The sequence below is a fragment of the Sphingomonas citri genome (assembly GCF_019429485.1).
GTDB classification, from domain to species: Bacteria; Pseudomonadota; Alphaproteobacteria; order Sphingomonadales; family Sphingomonadaceae; genus Sphingomonas; species Sphingomonas citri.
The window spans coordinates 146736-170212 of sequence record NZ_JAHXZN010000002.1 but is presented as its reverse complement, the minus strand read 5'-3'; the positions used below and the strand labels follow the sequence as shown (position 1 = coordinate 170212).

The window sequence follows — 23477 nt, the reverse complement described above, 5'->3', positions numbered from 1 at the left end:
GGTTCAGCCGCAAATTGAAGATGTTGCGGCGGATGACCCTGGCTGGCCGCGCGCGATTGCGCGCCGCATCGTGGTGCCTTAATCGAGTCACACAGTGACTCGATGAGGACGCCTGCCCCGATGACTTCGAAGATCCTGCTGGGACTCTCTCTCGTTACCTCGCTCGCCGCGACCCCGACGGCGGCGCAGACGGCGCCCGCACCGACCACCACCGCCGCGGCGAACGGCCCGCGCTATGGTGCGTTCGGCGTCGACCTGACCGCGCGCGACAAGGCGGTGAAGCCGGGCGACGATTTCTGGACCTACGCCAACGGCCACTGGGACAAGACCACGCCGATCGCGGCCGACCGCCAGTCAGCCGGCCCCGCGGTAGTGCTGAGCGACGAGGCCGAGCTCCAGGTCCGCCGCATCCTCGAGGAAGCGACCAGCGATCCCACTGCGATCGGTCCGGCGGCGCCGCAGATCGGCGCGCTCTACGCCAGCTTCATGGACCAGGCCGCGATCGAGCGCGCCGGCACCGCGCCGCTCAAGCCCTATTTCGCCAAGATCGACGCCGCGCATGACCGTGCCCAGCTCCAGCGCCTGTTCGCCACCGTCGGCTATGCCTCTCCGGTCGAGATCGGCCAGCTGCCCGACCCGTCCGACCCGACGCGCTACGTCGCCAATTGGGGGCAGGGCTCGCTCGGCATGGGCGGGCGCGACTATTACCTGCTGCCCGGCGCCAAATACGACGCCTATCGCGCCGCCTACCGCCGCTACGTCGAGCAGGTGCTGACGCTCGCCGGGATCGGCGACGCGGCCGCGCGCGCCGACCGGATCGTCGCGCTGGAGACCGCGATGGCGAAGGTGCAATGGTCGCCCGTCGAGCAGCGCGACCTCGCCAAGATACTCAAGCCGATGACGGTCGCGCAGCGCGGCGCGCTCGCGCCCGAGTTCGATTTCGCGGCGATGGAAACGACGGCGGGCTACGGCAACCAGCCGGTGCTGATCGTCAGCGACGACACCGCGCTGACCGCGCTGGGCAAGATCTTCGCGGCGACGCCGGTGAGCACCTGGCAGGACTGGATGAAGTTCCGCCTCGCCTCGAGCCAGGCCGCGGTGCTGCCCAAGGCGTTCGACGACGCCAGCTTCGCCTTCTACGGCAGAACGCTGAGCGACCAGCCCGAGCAGCGCGCGCGGTGGAAGCGCGGCGTGGCGCTGGTCAACGGCGCGATGGGCGAGGCGGTCGGCAAGATCTATGTCGCGCGCTTCTACCCGCCCGAGAGCGAGGCCAAGATGGCCGAGCTGATCAAGAACCTGCGCGGCGCCTATCGTGAGCGGATCGAGGGCAACAGCTGGATGGACGCCGCGACCAAGCAGGCCGCACTGGCCAAGCTGGCGGCGTTCGAGCCGCGCACCGGACACCCCGCGACGTACATCGACTATTCTTCACTCAAGGTCGTGCGCGGCGATCCGCTGGGCAACAACATGCGCGCGGCCGAGTTCGACCATCAGCTCGACCTCAGCCGCTTCCCCAAGCCGGTCGATCGCAGCCTGTGGGGCATGACGCCGCAGACCGTGAACGCTTATTACGACCCGCTGGCGAACCAGATTACCTTCCCCGCCGCGATCCTGCAGCCGCCCTTCTTCGATCCCAAGGCCGACGTGGCGGTGAACTATGGTGCGATCGGCGCAGTGATCGGGCACGAGATGGGTCACGGCTTCGACGACCAGGGCAGCCAGTTCTCCGCCTCGGGCAAATTCGAGAATTGGTGGACGCCCGCGACCCGCGAGGCCTTCACCAAGCGCACCGGCGTGCTGGTCGGCCAGTACGACCAATATGAGCCGATCCCGGGCGTGAAGGTGAAGGGCGCGCTGACGCTGGGCGAGAACATCGGCGACCTCGGTGGGATCGAAGCGGCCTATTCGGCGTACCAGCGCTACCAGGCCGAGCACGGCAAGGCCCCGGTGATCGATGGGCTGACCGGCGACCAGCGCTTCTTCCTCGCCTACGCTCAGGCGTGGCGGAGCAAGATCCGCGAGGGCGCGCTGCGCGCGCGGCTGCTGACCGACCCGCACTCGCCCGCCTTCTACCGCGTCAACGGCATCGTCCGTAACGTCGACGCCTGGTACGACGCCTTCGGGGTCAAGCCCGGCGACAAGCTGTATCTCGCGCCCAAGGATCGGGTGAAGATCTGGTGAGGGTGGCGGCCTAGGCGCCGCGGTTTAGACCCATTCTCCTCCGTCATCCCCGCGCAGGCGGGGATCCATAGACGCTGGCGTGGCGGCTCTATCGTAAGCGTCAGCGTGTCTGGATCCCCGCTTCCGCGGGGATGACGTTGAGGAGGGGTCGAGATAACGATGGCGAAGATGCGCCCCTATTCTCGCACCTAACCCACGTTGCCTTCCTGCTCTCCGCGCGTTGGCGCTGGCATGACGCTGCTGATCCCGCTGCTGGGCGACCAGCTCACGCCCACGCTCGCCAGCCTGCGCGACGTCGATCGCACGCGTGCGGTCGTGCTGATGATGGAGGTGTGGGACGAGGCCACCTATGTGCGCCATCACCAGAAGAAGATCGCGCTGATCTTCTCGGCGATGCGTCATTTCGCGGCAGCGCTTCGCGACGACGGCTGGACGGTCGACTATGTCGCGCTCGACGCGCGCGGCAACACGCAGAGCTTCACTGGCGAGGTCGCCCGCGCCGCCCGGCGCCACCGCGCAAGCGCAATCCGCACCGTCGCGGGCGGCGAGTATCGCGTCCGCCAGGCGCAGGACGGCTGGGCCGCGCGCACCGCACTGCCGGTCGAGATCCTCGAGGACGACCGCTTCGTCTGCCCGCTGCCCGACTTCTTCGCCTGGGCGCAGCGCTCGCGCGAGAGGCGGATGGAGTTCTTCTACCGCGAGATGCGCCGCCGCTCCGGGCTGCTGATGACCGCCGACGGCAAACCCGAGGGCGGCCAGTGGAACTTCGACCACGACAATCGCGCCGGCCCGACCGCCGGGCGCAACTATCCCGCACCGCTGCGCTTCGCGCCCGATGAGACGACGCGCGAGGTGCTCGCGCTGGTGGCCGAGCGGTTCGGCGATCATTTCGGCGCGCTGGAGCCGTTCGCGCTGCCGGTCACCCGCGCACAGGCCTTGCAGGCGCTCGACCAGTTCGTCGACGAGGCACTGCCCGATTTCGGCCGTTACCAGGACGCGATGGTCGCGGGGCAGGACTATCTGTTCCACTCCAGCCTGTCGCTGTGCCTCAACCTCGGGCTGCTCGGGCCCGTGGAGGTGTGCGAGGCGGCGGTGCGCGCCTATGCGCGCGGGCGCGCGCCGATCAACTCGGTCGAGGGCTTCGTCCGCCAGATCATCGGCTGGCGCGAATATATGCGCGGGATGTACTGGTGGGACATGCCCGCCTTCGCCGAGCGCAACGCGCTGGACGCGACGCGCCCGCTGCCCGACTTCTACTGGACCGGCGAGACCGACATGCGCTGCCTCGCCGAGGCGGTCGACCAGACCCGGCGCGAGGCCTATGCTCACCACATCCAGCGGCTGATGGTGCTCGGTAATTTCGCGCTGCTCGCGGGGGTGGCGCCGGCGGCGATCTCGGACTGGTTCCTGGTGGTCTATTTCGACGCCTACGAATGGGTCGAGCTGCCCAACGTGGTCGGGATGAGCCAGTTCGCCGACGGCGGGGTGATCGCGTCCAAGCCCTATGTCGCGAGCGGCGCCTATATCGACCGCATGTCCGATTATTGCGGACGGTGCCGCTACGACGTGAAGCAGAAGACGGGCGAGGGGGCGTGCCCGTTCAACGCGCTCTACTGGGACTTCGTCGCGCGCCACGAGCAGCGCTTCGCGCGCAACCCGCGGATGCGCAACGTCTATGCGACGTGGCGGCGGTTCGACGAAGCGCGGCGGGCCGAGTATCGCGACAGCGCGCGGGCGTTCCTGGCGACGCTGGAGCCGGCCGCGGCGGGCTGGGCGCGGGAGCAGACAGCGTAGGAACAAGCGCGTTCGCCGAAGCACCGGTCCCCGGCGAAGGCCGGGGTCCAGTTGATTACGGCAGTGTCACTCATGATGGTCCGCCCGACTGGACCCCGGCCTTCGCCGGGGAACAGTGGAGCGGGTAGGAGCCCCCTACGACCTCAGAACCGCGCGCGAACCCCGACGCGGTAGATGCGCCCCAGGGTGTCGTACAGCGCCGGGTTGACGTCTAGTCCGGTATTGGTCTGCGGCGAGGGCTCAGGATCGTGGTCGAACAGATTGTCGACCTTGAAGTACATGCTCACCTCCTTGGTGACGTTCACGCCGCCGCCGATGTCGAAGTAGAAGGCGCCCTTCATGCGATTATAGTCGATCGTCGGGTTGGCTGTCGTCGATACCGGGCAGGTGCCGGGGTCGCAGACGACATATTGGTTGCCGATCACGCCGTTGCTGAACCAGCGCTGCTGCAAGGTGAGATTGAACTTGTCGTTCTCGTAGGTCTGGATCGCGAGCAGCTTCCAGTCGGGCGTCGCGCCCGAGTTGGCGCCGGCGGTATCGACCGGCACCGTGCCCGGCAGGCCGGGATCGGTGACGAACTTGATCACGTGCGTCGCCAAGGCGCGCATGGTGAAGCTGCCGCCGAGCGAGAGCGGGTTGCGCCACTGGTAGCTGGCCTCGATGTCGAACCCGTCGGTGTCGATCGAGGCGAGGTTGAACGACTGGACGTTGACGAACTTGGAGTCGCCGTCGAGGTTGAAGGCGCCGCACGTATCGGGAATGTTCGACACCACGCAGAGGTTGACGATCTGCTGCGCCGACAGGCTGGAGACGACGTCCTTCACCTTGATCTTGTAATAGTCGAACGACAGGCTCAGCCCCGGTGCCCAGCTCGGCTGCGACAGCACCGCGCCCAGCTCCGTGCTGCGCGCCGTCTCCGGGCGAAGTGCAGCATTGCCGATCGTGTTCTGGATGATCAGCACCTGCTGGCCATTCGGATTGGCCGCGGTCGGGCGCGGGTCGGTGAAGTTCGGCACCGTGGTGGTGACCGGCGCGGCGAACAGCTCCGAGAGGTTGGGCGCGCGCACGTCGCGCGACGTCACCGCGCGCAGGCGGAAGCCGTCGATCGGCGTCTCCCAGGTGCCGCCGATCTTCCACGCGTAGATCACGCCCGAGGTGGAGTAGCGCGTCGACCGGCCCGCGACGTTGACGTTCGCTTTCCCTAGCGCGGCCGAGTCGAGCAGCGGCAGGTTGAGCTCGACGAAGCTCTCGACCACGTCATACTTGCCGCGACCGTTCTTGTAATTGCCCGCGTACCAGTTGCTGCCGTCGGTGGCGTTGAGGATCGGGTCGGCGGGGTAGAGCGCCGAGTTCGGGCTGAGGTCGGTCACGCCCGCGCCATAGGGGTCGGCGCGCACACGATAGGCTTCCTTGCGGTACTCGACGCCCATCGCGATCGCGAGCGGCCCCGCCCAGAGATCGACCGGCGTGCCCGAGATGCTCGCGCCCGCGGCATCCTGCGTCTGCCGGGTATGCTGGAACGGGCCGTTCTCGGGGACGATATAGGCCAGTGCTTCGGGTGACGGCTGGAAGTTGCCGAAGATGTTGATCGGGCGACAGCCCTGCGCGCGCGCTACCGGATTGGCGCAGACGATCTCGCCGTTCAGGCGGACGGCGTTGATCGCCTGATCGTAGCGGCGGTTTATGCTGATGTTGTCGACGTTGATGTCGGTGATGTTGATGCCGTGCTCGTAATAGAGGTCGTACGTCCAGTCGTCTCCGAACAGGTCCGCCTTGCCTTTCAGCCCGCCGACGAAGCGATACTGGCGGCGATCGGTGTTGACCTTGATGTTGGGCAGGATCGCGTTGCTCAGGCCATAAGAGAAACTGGTGATGTTGTTTGCGGCGCATCCGGCCGCGATCGAGGCGGGCAGATAGGGGTTGGCGCACTGGATCGTCAGACCGGTGCGCGCGGCGCCCGGATTGGGCTGGTTGTTGCTCTTCACCTGCGCGATATTGGCGGTGACGTAGAATTCCATGTCGGGCGTCACGTCGAAGCCGACGCGGGTATAAGCGTTGATCCGCTCCAGACCCGACTGGAGCGAGGTGCCCGACCCGACATGGCCCGACTGGTCGCCGCCGACGCAGAAGCCGACATAACAGCCGATCACGCTGCCGCCCGCGGTCTTGGATGGCACGCCGTTCGAGCCGTAATTGAACGGCACCGGATTGCCGTTGGCATCGAACGCGGTGCCCTGCAGCGGGCCGGCCGAGATCAGCCCGTATTTGGTGTATTGATAGGCTTGGCCGTGGTCGCGGTAGAGGAATTGTGGGTTGCCGTTGTTGCGGATGCCGGTGTCGACCAGCGTGGTGGCGCGATACCAGTCGCGGCTGCCGGCGAGATCCTCGCCGAAGTCGCCCGGGCCGACGCCCTGGTCCTTGGCATATTCGGTGCTGACGACGAGGTGGAGCCGGTCGTCGGCGAAGGCATGCCCCGCCGCGGCCTGGAGCAGCACCTGACCGCCGTCGCCATAGGTGGTGACGCCGGTCTGCGCGTTGGCCTTGAACCCCTCGAAGCGCGTGTCGGTGACGAAGTTGATGACGCCGCCGACCGCGTCCGAGCCGTAGGAGGCGGAGGCGCCGCCCGTGACGATGTCGACCCGCTTGATGAGCAGCTGCGGGAACTGGCTGATGTCGGGCACGCCGGTGACGTTGGCGCCGACGACGCGTTGCCCGTCGAGCAGGGTGAGCGTGCGGATCGTGCCCAGACCGCGCAGCGAGAAGGAGCTGAGCCCCTGCGTGCCGCTCGAGGTGCTGAACGTGCCCGTCGCCGCGCCGGTCGAACCCTGAAGCGAGGGCAATTGCGCGATAGTGTTGAAGATGTTGGGCTGCGCGTTGCGCGCGATCTGCTCCTCGCCGACCACGGTGGTGGGCGTCGGCGCGTTGAAGCCGCTCGCGGTGATGCGCGAGCCGGTGACGATGATGTCGGAGCCGGCCACCGGCGCCTGCTCGCTGGCCTGGTCGGCCGGCGTGATCGACGTGTCGGGGGTGGTAGAACCCGGGCCGGTCGCGGTGGCGGGCACGTCGCCCGCTGGCGGCTGGACCTGCGCCGCGGCGGGTGCGGCAACGAGGACAATCGCCAGCGCCGCGATACTGGTAGCGTTACCAAAACGGCTGGCGAAGTGTGAGCGCTTGACCGTGATCATCATCCATCCCCTGAGAAGGGCCCGCGCCGTCGCTGCGGTGCCGCTGTTCGCTGCGCGGCGCTATAATCGATCGGTGCCGCAGCATCATCTACGACCAAAGTCGCGGCGGGGGCGGACGCCGACCAAGGTCGCGCTGGCCAAGTCGCCGCGGACGCGGGATAGCACGACAGGGGCGGTCGACCGGGCCGAACGGATCAACGGGGTGAGCATTGCACGCGATCGGACAGGCGGTCAGGGGCGAGGGCGCGGCGTCGCTCGCGATCGTGGTGATGGGTGTGAGCGGCACCGGCAAGACCACGCTCGCCACCGCGCTCGCGCACGCGCTCGCCTGCCCGATGCTGGAAGGCGACACCTACCATTCGTCAGCCAATGTCGCGAAGATGCGGGACGGTCACCCGCTCACCGACGAGGATCGCTGGCCCTGGCTGGATCGGCTCGGCGCAGCCCTCGGCGACGCTGCGCGTGAGCGAGGTCGTGCGGTCGCCGCCTGTTCGGCGCTGCGGCGCGCCTATCGCGAGCGGCTCGGCGCCGCCTCGGGGCTGCGTCCCGCCTTCGTGCTGCTCGCGCTCGACCATGACACGATCGCGCAGCGGATGGCGACCCGGTCGGGCCATTACATGCCGGTCGCGCTGCTCGACAGCCAGCTCGCCACGCTCGAGCCGCCCACCGCGGACGAGCGGGCCTTGACGCTGGACTCGACGCGCCCGCCCGAGGAGCTGGTGGCGGCGGTGCGCGCCTGGCTAGGGCTGGGGTGAGGCGCGGAAGCGAGGCCGATCTTCCCCGTGCCGGGAAGAATTCAGAAGCTCACGGCATCAGCCGTCGTCTTCCCTGCGACAGATGCCAGCGCATCGCCAGCGCGGCGCCGTCGGCGTCCTGCGCGCGGATCGCGTCGACGATCGCGTCATGCTCCTCCATCATCGCGCCGATCACGGCGGGGGGGCGTGAGCGCGAGATGTCGACGCCCGCGCGCAGCACGCGCATCACGCCGTCGAGCAGCTGGTCGAACACCAGCGGGAAGGACGCGTTGGCGGTGGCCTCCACGATCGCGCGGTGCAGCCGCCAGTCCTCGTCGTGTGCCGGCGCGTTGGAGAGCAGCGCCGCGCGCAGCGCGGCCAAAGCGCGTTCGATCGCCTCCATCTGCGCGGGCGAGCGGCGCTGCGCCGCCAGTCGCGCCGCCTCGGCCTCGAGCACGAACCGCACCTCATAGGTGCCCATCGCCGAGGCCAAGGTGTCCATCGGCATGTGCGTGTCCAGCCGCGCCGAGGGGCGACGCTTGACATAGGAGCCGGCGCCGCGTCGCGCCTCGGTGATCCCGTCCGATGCCAGCCGCGCGAGCGCCTCGCGCACGATCGCGCGCGACATGCCGAAGCTCTCGGCCAGACGCGCCTCGGACGGCAGCCGGTCGCCGACCGCCAGCGCCTCGTCGTTGATGATTCGCACGATCGCGGCATAGGCGCGATCGGTCAGCCGTCCCTCGCTCACGCTCCTCTCCTCGCAACTGGCATAACCTAGCGCAGCCATCGTGGCGAGGACGATGCCTGTCAGACAGGTTTGCCGCTACTGGAGCAAATTGCCTTGCCTGACAGGAAAAAAAGAGCTCATATCGAACAAAGCTGTCCAACCGATTGCGGATGGATGAGCCGATAAGGGCGCGGCGACGACCGCGAAGGAGGAGCAGGATGACGACGGGCGCTATCCCTGATGTACCGACCAGCGGCGTTGCCACGCTGGCGCATCTCACCCCGACGCAGGTGAAGGTGCTGCGCGGCGTGCGCTCGGGGCGACTGAACAAGGAGATCGCCTTCGACCTAGGCATCGCCGAGGCGACGGTGAAGGCGCACATGACCGCGCTGATGCGCAAGCTCAACGTTCGCAATCGCACGCAGGTGGCGGTGGTGGCCGAGGCGCTGGCCGCTCACGCCGGCTAGCGCGCCGGGCGATTGCCCAGTAAATACCAGTAAAACAACGAGAAAACGGGAGGCGCGTGATGCGGGCGAAAAGGTGGCTGGGCGCCGCGGCGATGGCGCTGGCGGCGGGAACGGCGGTGCCCGCAACGGCGCGCTCGACCTCGGTCTATCTCACCCAGCCTGACGACCCGCGCGCGATCACCGTTCGCGGCGTCGGCGACGGGCGCGCCGACGACAGCGCCGCGATCCAGCAGGCGATCGACCAGGCCGCGGCGAGCGGGAGCGGCGGCATCGTCTTCCTGCCCTCGGGCCGCTACCGCATCACGCGCACGATCCTGGTGCGACCCGCGGTGCGGATCTTCGGTGTCGGCAAGACCCGGCCCGAGATCATGCTAGGCGATTCGACTCCCGGGTTCGGCAGCGGCGTGGCGGCGATGCTCGCCTTCACCGGCGAGGACCAGTATCGCGTCGGCAAGGTCGCGGTGCCGCCGCCCACCACGGTGCCGTTCGATCCCACCGTCTATGACGCGACGTCGAGCACCTTCTACTCGGCGATCGCCAATATCGACTTCCGTGTCGGCGCGGGCAACGAGGGTGCGGTGGCAGTGCGCTTCCGCGTCGCGCAGCACGGCTATGTCCGCCACGCCGACTTTCATCTCGGCTCGGCGCTGGCGGGCGTCTATCAGGCGGGCAACGAGTTCGAGGACCTGCGCTTCTACGGCGGGCGTTACGGCATCCTGAGCGAGAAGACTTCGCCGGCGTGGCAGTTCACGCTGATCGACTCCGAATTCGAAGGCCAGCGCGACGCCGCGATCCGCGAGCATGAGGTCGATCTCACGCTGGTCAATGTCGCCATCCGCGACACGCCGATCGGCATCGACATCGATCGCGGCTGGTCCGATTCCCTGTGGGGCAAGGACGTGCGCTTCGAGCGCGTTAGCCAGGCAGCGGTGGTGATCTCGGAGGAGAGCAGCGTCTTCACCCAGATCGGCTTCGACCATGCGGTGGCGAGCGACACGCCGGTGTTCGCGCGCTTCCGCGACAGCGGGCGGACGATCGCGGGCAAGGGGAAGCGCTACCAGGTCGCCGACTTCTCGCACGGCCTCGCGCTCGCCGGCCTCGGCGAGATCGGCAAGACCGCGACCACGATCGATATCGCCCCACTCTCCCGCGCGCCGCGCGGATCGGCACCGGCGATCGCCGCGTTGCCCCCGGTCAGCCAGTGGGTCAACGTCCGCACGCTCGGCGTCAAGGGCGACGACACCACCGATGACACCGCTGCGCTGCAGCGCGCGATCGACACGCATCGCGTGCTGTACCTGCCGATGGGGCGCTATCGCGTCACAGACACGCTCAGGCTGCGCCCCGACAGCGTGCTGATCGCGCTGCACCCCAGCCTCACCCATCTCTATCTGCCCGACAACGCACCCAACTACGCCGGTGTCGGCGGCGCGCGCGCGCTGCTGGAGAGCGCGCGCGGCGGCAAGGCGATCGTCCACGGGGTCGGGCTTTGGACCGGCAGCGTCAACCCGCGTGCCACCGCGCTGCTGTGGCGAGCGGGCGCGGCGTCGATGGTCAACGACGTCAAGATCCAGGGCGGCGGCGGGACGGTGCTGACCAAGGGCAGCGTGATCAAGCCCAACGATCCGCAGGCGCGCCAGGACGGCCAGCATCCCAGCATCTGGGTCACCGATGGCGGCGGCGGCACCTTCGCCGCGATCTGGTCGCCCAACACGCTGGCGTCGGCGGGCTTCTACGTCTCAGACACCAAGACCGCGGGGCACGTCTACGAGCTCTCCGCCGAGCATCATTATCGCGCGGAGATCGTGCTCGATCATGTCGAGAACTGGGAATTCCTCGCGCCGCAGACCGAGCAGGAGGTGCGCGACGGCGTTAACGCGGTCTCGACCGAGATCCACCATTCGCGCAACATCCTGTTCGCCAATTACCACGGCTATCGCGTGACGCGGACGATCAAGCCGATGGACGCGGCGGTGAAGCTGTATCAGTCGGGCGACATCCGCTTCCGCAACGTCCACGTCAACGCGGAGAGCGGTTTCGCCAGCTGCGACGCCAAGGGCTGCGGCACCTATCTGCGCGCGAGCAAATATCCGTTCGAGAACGCGATCAAGGACATGACGCGCCAGCAGGAGGTGCGCGAGCGCGAGTTCGCGCGGCTCGACGTGCCCGCCGTCGCGACGAGCGCGGCGACCGCCTCCGCGGTGCCGGTGTCACCCGGGGTCGAGAAGCTGGCCGACGGCTTCTACTCGATCGCGGGCGGCGCGGTGGACAAGGCCGGCAAGCTCTACTTCATCGATCGCTTCTTCCACCGCATTCACGGCTGGTCGCGCGAGGAGGGGCTGTCGATCGTGGCGCAGGCACCGCTCGACCCCGTCAACCTGGCGGTGGCGCGGTCGGGCGACCTGCTCGTCCAGTCCTCGTCCGGGCGCGACGGCACGGTCTACAGCATCGATCCCGCCAAGCCCGAGGACGTGCGTGTCATCGCCCCGACCGCGGCGCGCGCGCATCCCGGCGCCGCCACGCTGCTGCCGGTCAACGTCTGGGCGAACGGTGAGTTCGCCGACCGGATCGACCCGAAGAGCTACGAGTTCCCGCCCATCTCCTATTTCTTCACCAGCAAGATGGGCGAGGCCAAGCCGCAGGAATATGTCTCGCCCGACGGCTCGCTGGTGCTCCCTGCCTTCCGCGTCTGGAACCAGGGGCCGGACGATCATATCGGCTGGCGCTGGTCCGACACGCTCGACTCCTACGGGCTGGTCGGGGCGGCGCCGGGTAGTCGGGTGACGCTGACCAATTCCTCGGAGAACCGCACCTACAACGGCCTCGTCGGCTCAGGTGGACAGGTGACCGACCTAAAGGTGGTGGCCGAGCGCGGCGGCGAGAGCGTGGCGCGCGATGACGCCGGCAACCTCTACGTCGCCAACGGCCAGGTCTTCGTCTACGCGCCCGACGGCAGCGAGACCAGGCGCATCGACGTGCCCGAGCGGCCGCTCCAACTGCTGATCGGGGGCGCCGATCGCCGCACTTTGTACATCCTGACCCATCACGCGCTCTACGCCTCGCCGATGTAGGTCAGTAACTCGCGTGCGATTCACCTAAGCGAGTGGATTTGCCCTGTAAATTTATACACGCGGGGACTAACCAGCCGGGATGTCGGAGGTCGAGCGCGAGCGCCCACCCACATATCCGGTAGACGGCGCCGCGGCGCCGCCCGATCTGTCGCGCCGCTATCTCGCGCTCGCCGCGGAGGCGGCCGACCGGCTGCTCGCCGCGACCGATCCAGCGCGAATGGTCGACGAGCTGTTCGCGCTGATCCGCGCCGAGCTGCGGCTCGACGTCTTCTTCAACTACCGCCACGACGACGGCCTGCTGCGGCTCGAGGCCTATGCCGGACTGACCGCGCAGCAGGCGCAGGACGGCGCCGAGCTGCGCCTCGGTGAGGCGGTGTGCGGCTGCGCCGCGCTGGAGCGCCGCCGCCTCCACGCCGAGGCGGTGCAGCGCTCCGACTCGCCGCAGCTGGCGTTCGTCCGCTCGATCGGGCTCGACTGCTACGCCTGCACCCCGCTGCTCGACGGCGAGCGCTTGCTCGGCACGCTCGGCTTCGGGCGTCGCGACAGCCCGTGTTTCACCGCCGAGGAGCTGCAGTTGCTCCACACGCTGTGTCATTACGTCGCGCTCGCCAAGCTGCGGCTGCGCCACGAGGAGGAGCTGTGCCGCAACATCGCCGAGCGCGATGGCCTGCTCGCCGAGCTCAACCACCGCGTCCGCAACAATCTCCAGATGGTGGTCGGGGTGGTGCACAACGAGCTGCGCGGCGTCGATCCGGCGCCTCCCGCGCTGACCGCGGTGGCCGAGCGGCTCGAGCTGATCGCGCTGGCGCACCGCCCGCTCTACCAGGCCGACGGCGCCTCGCTCGCGGTCGACGCGGTCGAGATCCTGCATGGCGCGGTCGAGCTCACCACCGGCGGTGACGGGCGCGTCGAGGCGGCAGAGCGGGTGATGATCCCGATCGAGCAGGCGGTCGCCTTCTCGCTCCTGGTCCACGCGCTGCTCGATCGCCGCGACGGTGCCGGCGCCCGCGTCGCGGTCGCGCGTCGTGCTGCCACGCTGGAGGCGCGGATCACCGTCGCGGCGGAGCCGGCGGCCGCGCCGCCGCTCGACCGGCTCGCCAGCTCGCTGCTGCGCCAGCTCAACGCCAGCCTCTACGAGGAGGCCGGCGCCATCCACCTGAGGTTCCCACTCGCTCATGCAGGCTGACACCGACACCCGCTCGCTCCGCCTGCTCGTGGTCGAGGACGAGGCGATCATCGCGATGCTCGTCGAGGACGCGCTGACCATGGCGGGCCACCTCGTCGTCGGCGTGGCGGAGAGCGCGAGCGAGGCGCTGGCGATCGCCGCGCGCGAGACGATCGATCTCGCTCTGTGCGACGTGCGGCTGGCGGAGAATGACAGCGGCCTCACCGTGGCGCGCGAGCTCTCGGCGCGTGGGGTGCCCTGCCTCTACGTCAGCGGCAACTGCCCGACCGCGGCGGATCATCCCCTGATCATCGGCTGCGTCGGCAAGCCCTTCGCCACCGCCGCGCTGAGCCGCGCGGTCGAGGCGGCCTATCGGATCGCCGCGGGCGAGCGCGACGTCGAGGTACCCAAGAGCATGCACGTCTTCGCGCGCGAGTAAACCGTCCCGTTCCAGGCGCCGATCGCCGCTGGACCCTGCTACCCCCGAAGAGCTAAGCGGTTGGCGGGCAACCAGGGGGACATATGCAAGGTCGGGGCGTTCTCGCCGGCCTCATCGCGCTGCTCGCGCTGCTGCTGCTGCTGCCGGCGGCGCTGAACCGTGGCGTGCTGCAGTTTCCCGATACGACCACCTATATCCGCGGGGTCGATGCCGCCGTGGTCGCGGCGACGGGGCACAGCTCGGCCTGGTCGGACGATGCCAAGCGTGCGCTCGCGGCCAGCGGGGTGCCTGCGCCCACGAAGGCGCCCGCTTCCGGCAGCGGCGAGTTGGCGGTGTCCGCGACGACCCCGGCCGGCAATTATCCGGTCGTGCTGTCCGGCCGCTCGGTCTATTACGGCGCGCTGCTCTACGCCGCCGACTGGCTCGGCAGCTTCTGGTGGGTGGCGATCGTCCAGGCGCTGGTGACCGCCACCGCGGTGCTACTCGCCGCGCGCCGAGTCGCCGGCCGGCTGGAGGCGCCCGAGCGGTTGTGGCCGGTGCTCGCCGTAGCGCTCGTGACCAGCGTCGGGCTCCAGGTGGCGCTGCTGATGCCCGACATCTTCGCGCCGCTCGCCATCCTGGCGACCGCTCAGATCGCGCTCCTCTGGCGCGCGATGGTGCGCGGCGAGCGCGTCTTCTGGTGGCTGCTGCTCGCTGCCGCGGCGCTGTTCCACAGCGGCAACCTGCTCGTGATCGGCCTGCTGCTCGGGCTGCTGCTACTGTGGCGGCTGGGGAGGCGCACCGCTCTGCGCCTCGCTCCGATCGCGCTGGCGCTACTGGTCGGCGCGGGGGGCGAGGCGGCGTTCGGCGCGGCGGTGCGCAAGATGACCGGCTATCCCCCGGTGCGACCGCCCTTCGTGGCAGCGCGACTGATCGCCGACGGGCCGGGACGCGACTATCTCGATCGCGCCTGCGCCGAGGGATCGACGCTGACGCTCTGCCAGTATCGCGACTCCATTCCGGAGGACAGCGACTCCTTTCTCTGGGCGAGCGGCCGCGGCAGCTTCATGGGCATGCCGCCCGAGGACCGGCGTCGCGTCGCCGCCGAGGAGCGCGGTTTCGTGCTCGCGGTGCTGGCCGACCAGCCGCTCGCGGTGATCGGCACCTCGCTGCGCAACATCGGCGGGCAGCTGCTGCGCTGGCAGGTGGATGACATCGCCGACGCGCGGCTGGGCGGGATCAACCGTGATAAGCTGCCTCCGGCGGTGCGCGCCGCGTTTGACTCGACTCGCGCCGCCGAGAGCGACTTCCCGAGCGGCTATTACGACCTGCTCGCCGTGCCGGTGACGCTGCTCGCGCTCGCCACGCTGCTCGCGCTTGGCCTGGCGCGCCGCGACACGATGCCGGCGGCCGCGCGCGGCTATGTCGCGATCGTGCTGGCGGGCATCCTGCTCAACGCCGCGGTGTGCGGCGCCTTCTCCAAGCCGCACGACCGCTATCAGAGCCGTGTCATCTGGCTGCTGCCGCTGCTCGCCACTGCCGTGCTCGCGGGATCGCGCCGGCGCGTGCCCGCGCCTGCGCCGGCGGCGAGCGGGACGGCGGTGTAGGGCGCCTCACTGCCGCTCGCGCGCGAGCTCGTCGACCGACTGCGCCAGCTCGATCCACATCGCGCCCTCGGGGATGACATATTCGTTCTCGCCCCAGAAGAACGGCCAGTCCTCGTGGTTCTCGGGGAAATCGGGCTTGATCACGAGCACGCCGGGGACGACGCCGCCGGCGATGAAGGAGAAGTCGGCGCGGTTGTTGCCATAGGCGACTTCCTTCGACAGCGTCCCCACCCCCGAGACGAACGAGCGGTCCGAGCCGGGATGGTGACCGAGCAGGAACTCGGCGCCGCGGAAGACCGCGTCCGCGGGCACGATCTCGGGGAAAGCCTTGTGCAGCGCGTAGGCGTTGAGCGCATAGCCCATCACCGTGCCGCTGCCGGCCCAGCCACCCGTGGTGATCGGCACGCCGAACGGGTTGGCGGTCGCGGCCTTGTCCGCCTCGTTCGCATAGGCGCGCACCGCGGGTATCAGCCGCGCCCGGTAGGAAGCGGGCATGAAGGGGATGGCCGCGACCGCGTCGCGCAGGCTCGGCGCGAACCATCTCTCCACCTCGGGGTACAGCGTTTCGACCGCGGTGACGTAGCGCGGGTCGCGCGTGGCGCGCAGCAGCTCGACCGCGGCGGAGAAGCGCTCCATCTCGAGCGGGCCGCCCGTGGTGTTGCCGTGCTGGTAGAGGTCGGGCGGATGCGACTGCTCCTCGGCCCAGGTCGCAGTGGCGAGCGCGAGCGCACGCTTGGCCAGCGCCGGATCCGAGCCCTGTAGCGCGCGAGATGCCGCGGCCAGCCCGGCGATCGAGCCGTAGTTGAGCGCGGACGCCTTGGTGGTGAAGGCCCAGCGATCGTCGGGCATGCCGCTGCGGCCGTTCTTCTCCTCGCCGGGCTTCAGCGATGGGTCGTAGATCAGCCCGTCGGTCTTGGTCGAGGCGTCGCCGAGATGCGTATATTGCGCCACGTCGGGCTCGACGATGCCGTGGATCGCGTGGCCGACCGCGTCGAACTGCGCGACCAGCTGCCGCGTGCCGTGTGCGATCTGCTGGAGCAGGTCGGGCGTGCCGTCGGGCACGTGCATCTCGGTGCGGCGGCGCGCCTCGTCCACCGCAGTGGTGTCGCGCGTCGGGCGCCAGCGCTCCCAGCTGTCCACCATCGAGCGGATCACCTGGTATTGCGACTGGGTGCGGATGTCGAAATCGCCCGCGTCGAACCAGCCGCCCACGTTGAGCCCGGGGATGTGCTCCCCGGGCTTGTACTTGCTGTCGGTGGTGGGGCCCTGCGCGTAGAGGTCGATATGCTCGTGGTTGACCGGCGCCTGGCGCGCGTCGTCGCGATGCGCCTCGCCGTGCCACACGCGATAGCCCTCGTTGACGTACATATGGTCCATCGCCACCGGGAAGTAGATATCGAGCGTCGGGTGCCACGCGCCGGCATAGACATCGTCGGCGATGCGGAACGGCGCGGTGCGGGTGGTGCCATATTCGAGCACGTACAGGCCGGGCTGGCGGACTGCGCTGAAGTCGAGCCGCAGGTAGGAATAGCGCAGATAGTCGCCCCAACGCTTGGTGGCGGGTATCGTCACCGGCGTCATCGTGCCGTCGCTGCCGACACGCAGCAGCCGCGGCGTGAGCGCGCGCGTGTCGGCGCGGTCGAGCTCGATCGTCGCCACCTTGCTCCCGCCCGGCGTGTAGCCCAGCTGCGAGTGCGCGATCACCGGCGCCCTACGCCAGCCCGGCACGCTGGTCGGGCGCACCGTCCATTCCAGCACCGTCCCGGTCTTCCCGGTCGGCAGCAGCGAGCGCAGCACGAACCAGCCGTTCTGCGCCTGATTGCGCCCGTCATAGAGCTGCACCGGCTCGCTGGATTCGATCGTCACACGCCGTCCGGCGTCCTCGGGCGCGAGCACGAAGCGGCGCGCCGCGGCGATCGGCTGCGGTTCGGCTCCCGGCCCCTCGGCGCGGCCGCTCGCGGCGTTGCGCTCGGGCGTGCGCGTCATCGCGTCGGCGGGGTAGAGCGGGAAGGTGCCGGTGCGGTCGTCGGCGAGATAGCCGTGGTGGAAATAGGCGGCCGGAAGGAACTCCAGGTTGAAGCCGGCGCGGCCGGCCAGCGCGGCTGGTACCGGCTGGTCGAGCAGCACCGAGACCTTCACCGCGCCGCCTGCTTTCTCCGAACGGATACGATAGCGCCAGTGCTGGTCGGGATATTCCAGCGTCACCGTGATCGCGCCGTTGCGCTGGTCGACCTCGCGCCCGATGAAGCGTGCGGTCGGATCCCACTGGCCCGGCGTGGCGGCGAGGCGGACATCGCCGTTGGTGGCGATCCGCTCGTCCTGCTGGATGATCTCGACGCCGCTGATCTTCGAGTCGGCGAACAGCCCATCATACCAGTTGGAGAAGACCAGCACGTTGGCGCCGGGCGCCTCGTAGTAGCCGCTGGTGTTGAGCGTCAGCTCGCTCGCGGCGGGCGCCGCGCGACGTGGCTGCCCCGGCGCCGCGCTCGCCAGCAGCATCGCCATGGCCCATACACCGATGCCGATCCGCGCCTTGCTCATCCTCGTCCTCCTCGCGCCGGTCGTTCGTCTCCGGTCATGGGTGTTTGTATAGCGCTAACATTCGGCCTGCCATATGCCGTGGATCAAGGCACTGGCATTGACGGCGAAGCGCTCAACTACTTACTCTGATGTTGAGAAACCGCGCATCAGCGGCAGATAGCGGTAACAGGAGAGGGTGGATGAGGATCGATCGATCATGGCGTGCAGCCGTGGCGGTGCTGGGTGCGCTGCTGGCATCCGCCGCGCCGGCTCAGGTCTCCACGCCCGCTCCCCCCGCGGTGGTGGGCGCGAAGCCCGCGATCGTGGAGCGGATCACGGTCCACGGCCGCTCGCTCGAGGGCAACCTGGAAGGCGACAGCGCCGATCGCGCCGTGCTGGTCGTCTTGCCGCCGAGCTACAAGAACAGCCCGAAGCGCCGCTACCCAGTGGTCTACGCGCTCCACGGCTATTCGATCGGGGCGGAGCAATGGACCCGCGAGATCCACGTGCCGCAGACGATCGAGGGGGCTTTCGCGCAGGGCGCGCGCGAGATGATCGTGGTGCTGCCCGACAGCAAGACCGCGCACAACGGCTCGATGTACTCCAGCTCGGTGACGACGGGCGACTTCGAGAGCTTCGTCGCGCGCGACCTCGTCGGCTACATCGACTCGCATTATCGCACCGTCGCCGACCGGAACAGCCGCGGGCTGGCCGGCCACTCGATGGGCGGCTACGGCACCGCGCGAATCGGGATGAAACATCCCGAGACGTTCGGCGCGCTGTACATGATGAGCCCGTGCTGCCTCTCCGCGCGCACGCCGGGCGGGGACGCTGCCGCCGACGAGAAGACCTTCGCCGCGCTGCGCTCGCCCGCCGACTCCGCGACGCTGACCTGGGGTCAGCGTGCGCAGCTTGCCGCCGCTGCAGCCTGGTCGCCCGATCCGACCAAGCCGCCGCTCTTCCTCGACCTGCCGACCGAGAACGGCCAGCCGCGCCCGGATGTCGTGGCGCGCTGGGCGGCCAACGCGCCGCTCGCGATGCTCGACCAATATGTCGGCAACCTCCGCCAGTATCGCGCGATCGGGCTCGACGTCGGCGATCGCGACGGGCTGAAGGACGACGCTCAGGCGCTCCACGCCGCACTCGACCGCTATGGCATCAGGCACGATTTCGCGGTCTACCCCGGCGACCATGTCAGCGGCGTCGCGACGCGCGTGCAAGGGCAGGTGATCCCCTTCTTCTCGCGCGCGCTGGTGTTCCCGTGAGGCGCCGCGCACTGGCGGCGCTGCTGCTCGCCGTCTCGGGCGCCGCGACCGCGCAGGTGTGGCGCTCCGACCAGGGTGACGGCTCCTACCGCAACCCGGTACTCTACGCCGATTATCCCGACCCCGACGTGATCCGCGTCGGGCGCGACTATTATTTCGTCTCGACCACCTTCGTGAACGTGCCCGGCATCACGATCCTGCACAGCCGCGACCTGATCAACTGGACGATCGCGACCCATGTCGCGACGGAGCTCGACGGCGATCCGCGCTACGATCTCGTCGGCGGCAATGCCTATCGCAAGGGTTTGTACGCCGCGAGCCTTCGCCATCACGACGGCACCTTCTATCTCGCGATCACGCCCGTGGGGCAGAAGACGCGGATCTATTACGCCAAGTCCATCCGCGGGCCGTGGCGCTACCACGAACTGGACCGCGAGGCGTTCGATCCCGGCCTGTTCATCGAACCCGACGGCCGCGCCTATCTGGCGACCGCGACCACCGCCGACGGCACGATCACGCTGCTGACGCTCGACCGCACGCTCTCCAAGGTGACGGACGCGCGCAAGATCCACTATATCAAAGGCGCTGAAGGCTCGAAGCTGATCCGGCGCGGCGATTATTACTACCTCTTCAACGCGCTGCCGCCGCGGCTGGCGCTGAGCGTGTCGCGCTCGCACAGCCTGTTCGGCCCGTGGGAGACGCGCGACCAGATCGACGATCGCAGCGGCGGCCACCAGGGCGCGCTGGTCGACCTGCCCGGCGGCGCCTGGTTCGGCTTCGTGATGGAGGACAGCGGCGCGATCGGGCGGATGACCAACTTCTCACCCGTGTTCTGGGAGAATGACTGGCCGGTCTGGGGCACGCCCGCTGCGCCGGGTCGCGTGCCCGCGCGCGCGCGCAAGCCGATCGCCGGCGGCGCCTTCGCGGAGCCGCCCTCGTCCGACACGTTCGACCGCCTCACACTGGGCGTCCAGTGGCAGTGGAACCACAATCCGGACGAGCGCCGCTGGTCGCTGACCGAGCGGCCGGGCTGGCTGCGACTGCGCCCGACGCGCGCCGCGCGGTTCTGGGAGGCACGCAACACGCTGACGCAGAAGGGCCAGGGGCCGGCGAGCCGCGGCGAGGTGGTGCTCGACCTCGCGCATCTCGCCCCGGGCGACCGCTGCGGCTTCGGCACGCTCGGCCAGGTGAGCGCCAACCTCACCGCGACGCGGGGCGCGGACGGGCGTGCGTCGCTGGCGATGGAGGTGACCGAGGATCAGGTCGAGGGTGCGCGCACCGAGACTCGCGCCACCGTGCCGCTCTCGGGCAATCGGCTGTGGCTGCGCACCGAGATGGACTTCAAGACCTCCACCGGCCGCGTCGCGTACAGCGAGGACGGGCGCCGCTGGCGCGGGCTCGGCGGCGACTTCCCGCTGCGCTTCGCCTGGCGCACCGGCACCTTCCAGGGCGAGCAGTTCGCCTTGTTCTGCTACGCGCCGGGCGAGAGCAAGGGATGGGTCGACGTGGACTCGTTCACGCTCTCGCCGGTGGTTTTGGGCGAGGGCGCGCGGCCCTAGCGAGCGAAGGTGCTTAGCAATCCTCTTCTGTGAGGGGAGGTGGCAGGCCGAAGCCCTGACAGAGGGGGGTCGCCGGTGGCGAGTGCACCCTCCTTCGCCACTGGCGACACCTGTCCGTCGCGCTTTTGCGCGCCACCTCCCCTTGCAGGGGAGGATGAGATGTTATCACCTACGATGAGCGTCAGGCGAAGGCGCGGCCGCACACCCGGAGCACCTGCGCCCGCCCGCTCACTCCACCGGCACGTCGAAGGTCCCCACCGGCAGCTGCGCCTCGTCGAACAGGTTCACCACGGGCGTCTCGGCCCAGGCGTAGCGGACGTGCGTGACCGGCTGACCGTCGCCCGCCAGCGTCACCGTGTCGCCGGCGACCGTCCCCGCGGCGAAACGGCAGGATCCCACTGCCGCGCCGCAGAGCTCGAATCCGATCGCCTGGGCTGCGCCGCGCGCGCTGAGCGCCCCCGTCGCCCCGGTGAAGCGCAGCACCGCGCCGCCGTCGCCGCCGCGCTTCGCTCCTGCGATCGCCGGCCCCGCCGGCGCGACCGGCTCGCCGTAGCGCGCCGCGCGCATCGCGCGCGCGAGCCGGAGTCCGACCTCGCGCTTCTCGCCCGGATGGATGTCGAGCGCGTCGCCCAAGTCGAGCGCTACCGCCATCCCGGCGTGGGGGTCGGCCGCGGTGACGCGGCGCTGCGCGTCACGCACCATGCCCCAGCCGCTCTCCGCGGGCTTCTTGGGGCGGGTGCCGTAATCGGCGAGCTGCACCACCGCGAAGCCGGTCTCGGGCGTGCCCATCCGCCGCCGCCAGTCAGCGATCAGCGCGGCAAGGCGCTTGTCATAGCCGGGCAGCCCCGTGTCGGACTCGCCCTGGTACCAGGCGATGCCGGCGAGCTGGAGTGGCGCGAGCGGCGCGATCATCGCGTTGTCGAGCGTGCCCGCGCCGTTGATGTCGTCCCACGGCACGCGCGGCGCGCCGCCGGCGACCCGCTGTGCGACGGCATAGCGCCAACCGCTGTCGAGCGGGACGCTGCTGCCGTCGGCGAAGGTCAGCCGCATCCGCTCGGCCGGGCCGGTCATCCCGCCCAGCGCGTAGACGTCATCGTCGTTGACGGTGATCACGTTGCGCCCGGCACGCAGCGTGCCCGCGGCGAGCGCATAGACCCGCGGCTGCGAAGCGAGACTGCTCGAGCCGACGCCGACGCCATTGACCCAGGTGGTGTCGGCGTCGTCGACGGTGCCCATCGACAAGGTCGCCGCCCCGCGCGCCTGCGCCGGCGTCAGCTCGACCGTTTTCTGGTACCAGATCATGCCGTTATAGTCGGCCAGCTCGGGCACGCCCCAGGTCTCGAAATTGGTCATCGCCGGCACTGGGCGCCATTCGAGCGCGGCATCAGGCTGCCACGGCTCCTTGCCGCGCGGGTCGCCGCTGGCGCCGCGCCACCAATCCTCCCACTGCCCGATCGCGCGCCGCACCGCGGCGGCGGGGTCGCGCGCGTAGAGCGCGATCAGCGTCGCGGCATCCGCCTGGCCGCCAGCGCGCAGCGCGGCATCGCTCATCCAGGCGCTGATCCGCGACCCGCCCCAGCTGGAGTGGATCGCGCCGATCGGCACCTTCTGCGTCCGCCGCAGCGACTGCACCATGTAGAAGCACGCGGCCGAGAAGCCGCCGACATTGTCCGGTCCCGCCGCCTGCCAGCGCGGCGCGATGGCGAGCCGGTCGAGCGGCGTGGCGCTGGCTTTCTTGGCGATCGTCAGCAGCCGCAGCTGCGGATCGAGCGGCGGGTGCGCGTCGGCGAACAGCGTCTGCGCGTCGTCGACCGTCAGCTCCATGTTGCTCTGGCCCGAGCAGAGGAAGACGTCGCCGATCAGGATGTCGCCCAGCAGCGTCGCCCCGCTCGGCGCCGCCACGGTCAGCTCATAGGGGCCGCCCGCGGGCAGGGCGGGGAGGCGGGCGACGAAGCGGCCGTCACGGGCCGCGGTGGCGGTGACGCTATGGCCGGCGATACTGATCATCACCGTCTCACCCGGTGCCGCGGTGCCGCGCACGTCGATCGGCCGGTCGCGCTGGAGCACCGCATGTTCGCCGATCGCGCCGTCGAGCGTCGGCGCCGCGAGCGCGGGGTTGACGAGGGGCGAGGCGGCGAGAAGGACGGCGAGGAGACGTGCGGGACTGATCGGCATGGGGCAGGGATTCCGCTGGGCGATCGGCGCCGGAGTCGGTGCCGGACGACGCGGGCGGCGTCGCCGGGGTGAGACTGCGTCAGCCCGCGACGCGGCGCAATCGCCCGTGGTACCGGATGGTTAGCCTGAGCGCCGCCGGACGCGCTGGATCGCCTCGTCGAGCGCGGAGAGGAAGCGCGAGCGATCCTCCCTGGCGAACGGTGGCGGGCCGCCGACTCGGTCGCCGCCCGCGCGCAGGTCACTCATGATCGCGCGTACCGCCACCGCGCTGCCGATCGAGTTGGCGGTGAACGGGCGGCCGTTGGGTCCGATCACCGCCGCCGCGCCTGCCTTGATCGCACGGTCGGCGAGCAGGATGTCGGCGGTGATCACGATCGCACCCGCGTCGGTGTGCTCGGCGATCCAATCGTCGGCGGCGTCGAACATGTCGCTCACCGTCACGCGCTCGATCAGCGGGTGCGCGGGAACGCGCAGGTGCGCGTTGCTGACGATCGCGACCGGTACCTCGAGCCGGTAGGCGACCCGGTAGATCTCCTCCTTCACGGGGCAGGCGTCGGCGTCGACTAGGATATGTACGCGCTGGGCCATCGCCGCGCTCTGCCACAAAGC

15 protein-coding genes are annotated in these 23477 nt (G+C 69.7%); 10 read left to right on the top strand and 5 right to left on the bottom strand.

Annotation, left to right across the window (positions count from 1 at the left end; all coding sequences use genetic code 11):
* Nucleotides 1–120 precede the first annotated feature (120 nt).
* Together KZ820_RS08920 and KZ820_RS08915 are read left to right on the top strand one after the other, a co-directional pair.
* On the top strand, nt 121–2181 hold the full coding sequence (locus KZ820_RS08920; RefSeq protein WP_219748298.1) for a M13 family metallopeptidase: 2061 nt from the start codon (nt 121–123) through the stop codon (nt 2179–2181).
* A gap of 231 nt (nt 2182–2412) precedes the next feature.
* Nucleotides 2413–3975, top strand: a complete 1563-nt coding sequence (locus KZ820_RS08915) for a cryptochrome/photolyase family protein (protein WP_219748297.1) — start codon at nt 2413–2415, stop codon at nt 3973–3975.
* Between the two features lie 143 nt (nt 3976–4118).
* Here the strand turns inward: KZ820_RS08915 and KZ820_RS08910 are convergent, their stop codons facing one another.
* A complete protein-coding gene (locus tag KZ820_RS08910) occupies nt 4119–7160 on the bottom strand; it encodes a TonB-dependent receptor plug domain-containing protein (RefSeq protein WP_219748296.1) in 3042 nt (1013 codons plus the stop codon).
* Nucleotides 7161–7429: 269 nt separating this feature from the next.
* Between KZ820_RS08910 and KZ820_RS08905 the strand changes: the two genes are divergently transcribed.
* Nucleotides 7430–7915, top strand: coding sequence for a gluconokinase (locus KZ820_RS08905; RefSeq protein ID WP_219748552.1), 486 nt, complete (start codon nt 7430–7432; stop codon nt 7913–7915).
* A 49-nt stretch (nt 7916–7964) separates the two neighbouring features.
* Here the strand turns inward: KZ820_RS08905 and KZ820_RS08900 are convergent, their stop codons facing one another.
* Nucleotides 7965–8642 carry a FadR/GntR family transcriptional regulator gene (locus KZ820_RS08900; RefSeq protein ID WP_219748295.1) on the bottom strand — a complete coding sequence of 226 codons (678 nt, stop codon included), beginning with the start codon at nt 8640–8642 and terminating at the stop codon, nt 7965–7967.
* 197 nt (nt 8643–8839) lie between these two features.
* Here KZ820_RS08900 and KZ820_RS08895 point away from each other — a divergent pair, with 197 nt between their 5' ends.
* The 5 genes from KZ820_RS08895 to KZ820_RS08875 all read left to right on the top strand — a co-directional run bounded on the left by KZ820_RS08895 (nt 8840) and on the right by KZ820_RS08875 (nt 15349).
* Nucleotides 8840–9088, top strand: a complete 249-nt coding sequence (locus tag KZ820_RS08895) for a helix-turn-helix domain-containing protein (protein WP_219748294.1) — start codon at nt 8840–8842, stop codon at nt 9086–9088.
* A 59-nt stretch (nt 9089–9147) separates the two neighbouring features.
* Complete coding sequence (locus tag KZ820_RS08890; protein ID WP_219748293.1) at nt 9148–12159, top strand: glycosyl hydrolase family 28-related protein; 3012 nt, start codon at nt 9148–9150, stop codon at nt 12157–12159.
* 79 nt (nt 12160–12238) lie between these two features.
* Nucleotides 12239–13345 (top strand): GAF domain-containing protein, encoded by a 1107-nt coding sequence (locus tag KZ820_RS08885; RefSeq protein ID WP_219748292.1) that lies wholly within the window; start codon nt 12239–12241, stop codon nt 13343–13345.
* Nucleotides 13335–13763 (top strand): response regulator, encoded by a 429-nt coding sequence (locus tag KZ820_RS08880; protein ID WP_219748291.1) that lies wholly within the window; start codon nt 13335–13337, stop codon nt 13761–13763. Before KZ820_RS08885 ends, KZ820_RS08880 begins: the two co-directional genes overlap by 11 nt.
* Nucleotides 13764–13846: 83 nt before the next feature.
* On the top strand, nt 13847–15349 hold the full coding sequence (locus tag KZ820_RS08875) for a hypothetical protein (RefSeq protein ID WP_219748290.1): 1503 nt from the start codon (nt 13847–13849) through the stop codon (nt 15347–15349).
* 6 nt (nt 15350–15355) lie between these two features.
* Here the strand turns inward: KZ820_RS08875 and KZ820_RS08870 are convergent, their stop codons facing one another.
* Complete coding sequence (locus tag KZ820_RS08870; protein ID WP_258047985.1) at nt 15356–17890, bottom strand: glycoside hydrolase family 9 protein; 2535 nt, start codon at nt 17888–17890, stop codon at nt 15356–15358.
* Nucleotides 17891–18069: 179 nt separating this feature from the next.
* Between KZ820_RS08870 and KZ820_RS08865 the strand changes: the two genes are divergently transcribed.
* Both KZ820_RS08865 and KZ820_RS08860 read left to right on the top strand, forming a co-directional pair.
* Nucleotides 18070–19134, top strand: coding sequence for an alpha/beta hydrolase (locus tag KZ820_RS08865; RefSeq protein WP_219748289.1), 1065 nt, complete (start codon nt 18070–18072; stop codon nt 19132–19134).
* The gene (locus KZ820_RS08860; protein ID WP_219748288.1) at nt 19131–20693 is read left to right on the top strand and encodes a glycoside hydrolase family 43 protein; all 1563 of its coding nucleotides are present in this window, start codon (nt 19131–19133) and stop codon (nt 20691–20693) included. Before KZ820_RS08865 ends, KZ820_RS08860 begins: the two co-directional genes overlap by 4 nt.
* 228 nt (nt 20694–20921) lie before the next feature.
* Here the strand turns inward: KZ820_RS08860 and KZ820_RS08855 are convergent, their stop codons facing one another.
* Complete coding sequence (locus KZ820_RS08855) at nt 20922–22868, bottom strand: sialate O-acetylesterase (protein WP_219748287.1); 1947 nt, start codon at nt 22866–22868, stop codon at nt 20922–20924.
* 120 nt (nt 22869–22988) lie between these two features.
* On the bottom strand, nt 22989–23456 hold the full coding sequence (locus tag KZ820_RS08850) for a YaiI/YqxD family protein (RefSeq protein WP_219748550.1): 468 nt from the start codon (nt 23454–23456) through the stop codon (nt 22989–22991).
* Between the last annotated feature and the right edge of the window lie 21 nt (nt 23457–23477).

Coding starts and splice junctions, on each gene's coding strand:
- KZ820_RS08920 (WP_219748298.1), top strand. CDS start 121: ATGACTTCGAAGATCCTGCTGGGACTCTCTCTCGTTACCTCGCTCGCC.
- KZ820_RS08915 (WP_219748297.1), top strand. CDS start 2,413: ATGACGCTGCTGATCCCGCTGCTGGGCGACCAGCTCACGCCCACGCTC.
- KZ820_RS08910 (WP_219748296.1), bottom strand. CDS start 7,160: ATGATCACGGTCAAGCGCTCACACTTCGCCAGCCGTTTTGGTAACGCT.
- KZ820_RS08905 (WP_219748552.1), top strand. CDS start 7,430: ATGGGTGTGAGCGGCACCGGCAAGACCACGCTCGCCACCGCGCTCGCG.
- KZ820_RS08895 (WP_219748294.1), top strand. CDS start 8,840: ATGACGACGGGCGCTATCCCTGATGTACCGACCAGCGGCGTTGCCACG.
- KZ820_RS08890 (WP_219748293.1), top strand. CDS start 9,148: ATGCGGGCGAAAAGGTGGCTGGGCGCCGCGGCGATGGCGCTGGCGGCG.
- KZ820_RS08885 (WP_219748292.1), top strand. CDS start 12,239: ATGTCGGAGGTCGAGCGCGAGCGCCCACCCACATATCCGGTAGACGGC.
- KZ820_RS08880 (WP_219748291.1), top strand. CDS start 13,335: ATGCAGGCTGACACCGACACCCGCTCGCTCCGCCTGCTCGTGGTCGAG.
- KZ820_RS08875 (WP_219748290.1), top strand. CDS start 13,847: ATGCAAGGTCGGGGCGTTCTCGCCGGCCTCATCGCGCTGCTCGCGCTG.
- KZ820_RS08870 (WP_258047985.1), bottom strand. CDS start 17,890: ATGAGCAAGGCGCGGATCGGCATCGGTGTATGGGCCATGGCGATGCTG.
- KZ820_RS08865 (WP_219748289.1), top strand. CDS start 18,070: ATGAGGATCGATCGATCATGGCGTGCAGCCGTGGCGGTGCTGGGTGCG.
- KZ820_RS08855 (WP_219748287.1), bottom strand. CDS start 22,868: ATGCCGATCAGTCCCGCACGTCTCCTCGCCGTCCTTCTCGCCGCCTCG.
- KZ820_RS08850 (WP_219748550.1), bottom strand. CDS start 23,456: ATGGCCCAGCGCGTACATATCCTAGTCGACGCCGACGCCTGCCCCGTG.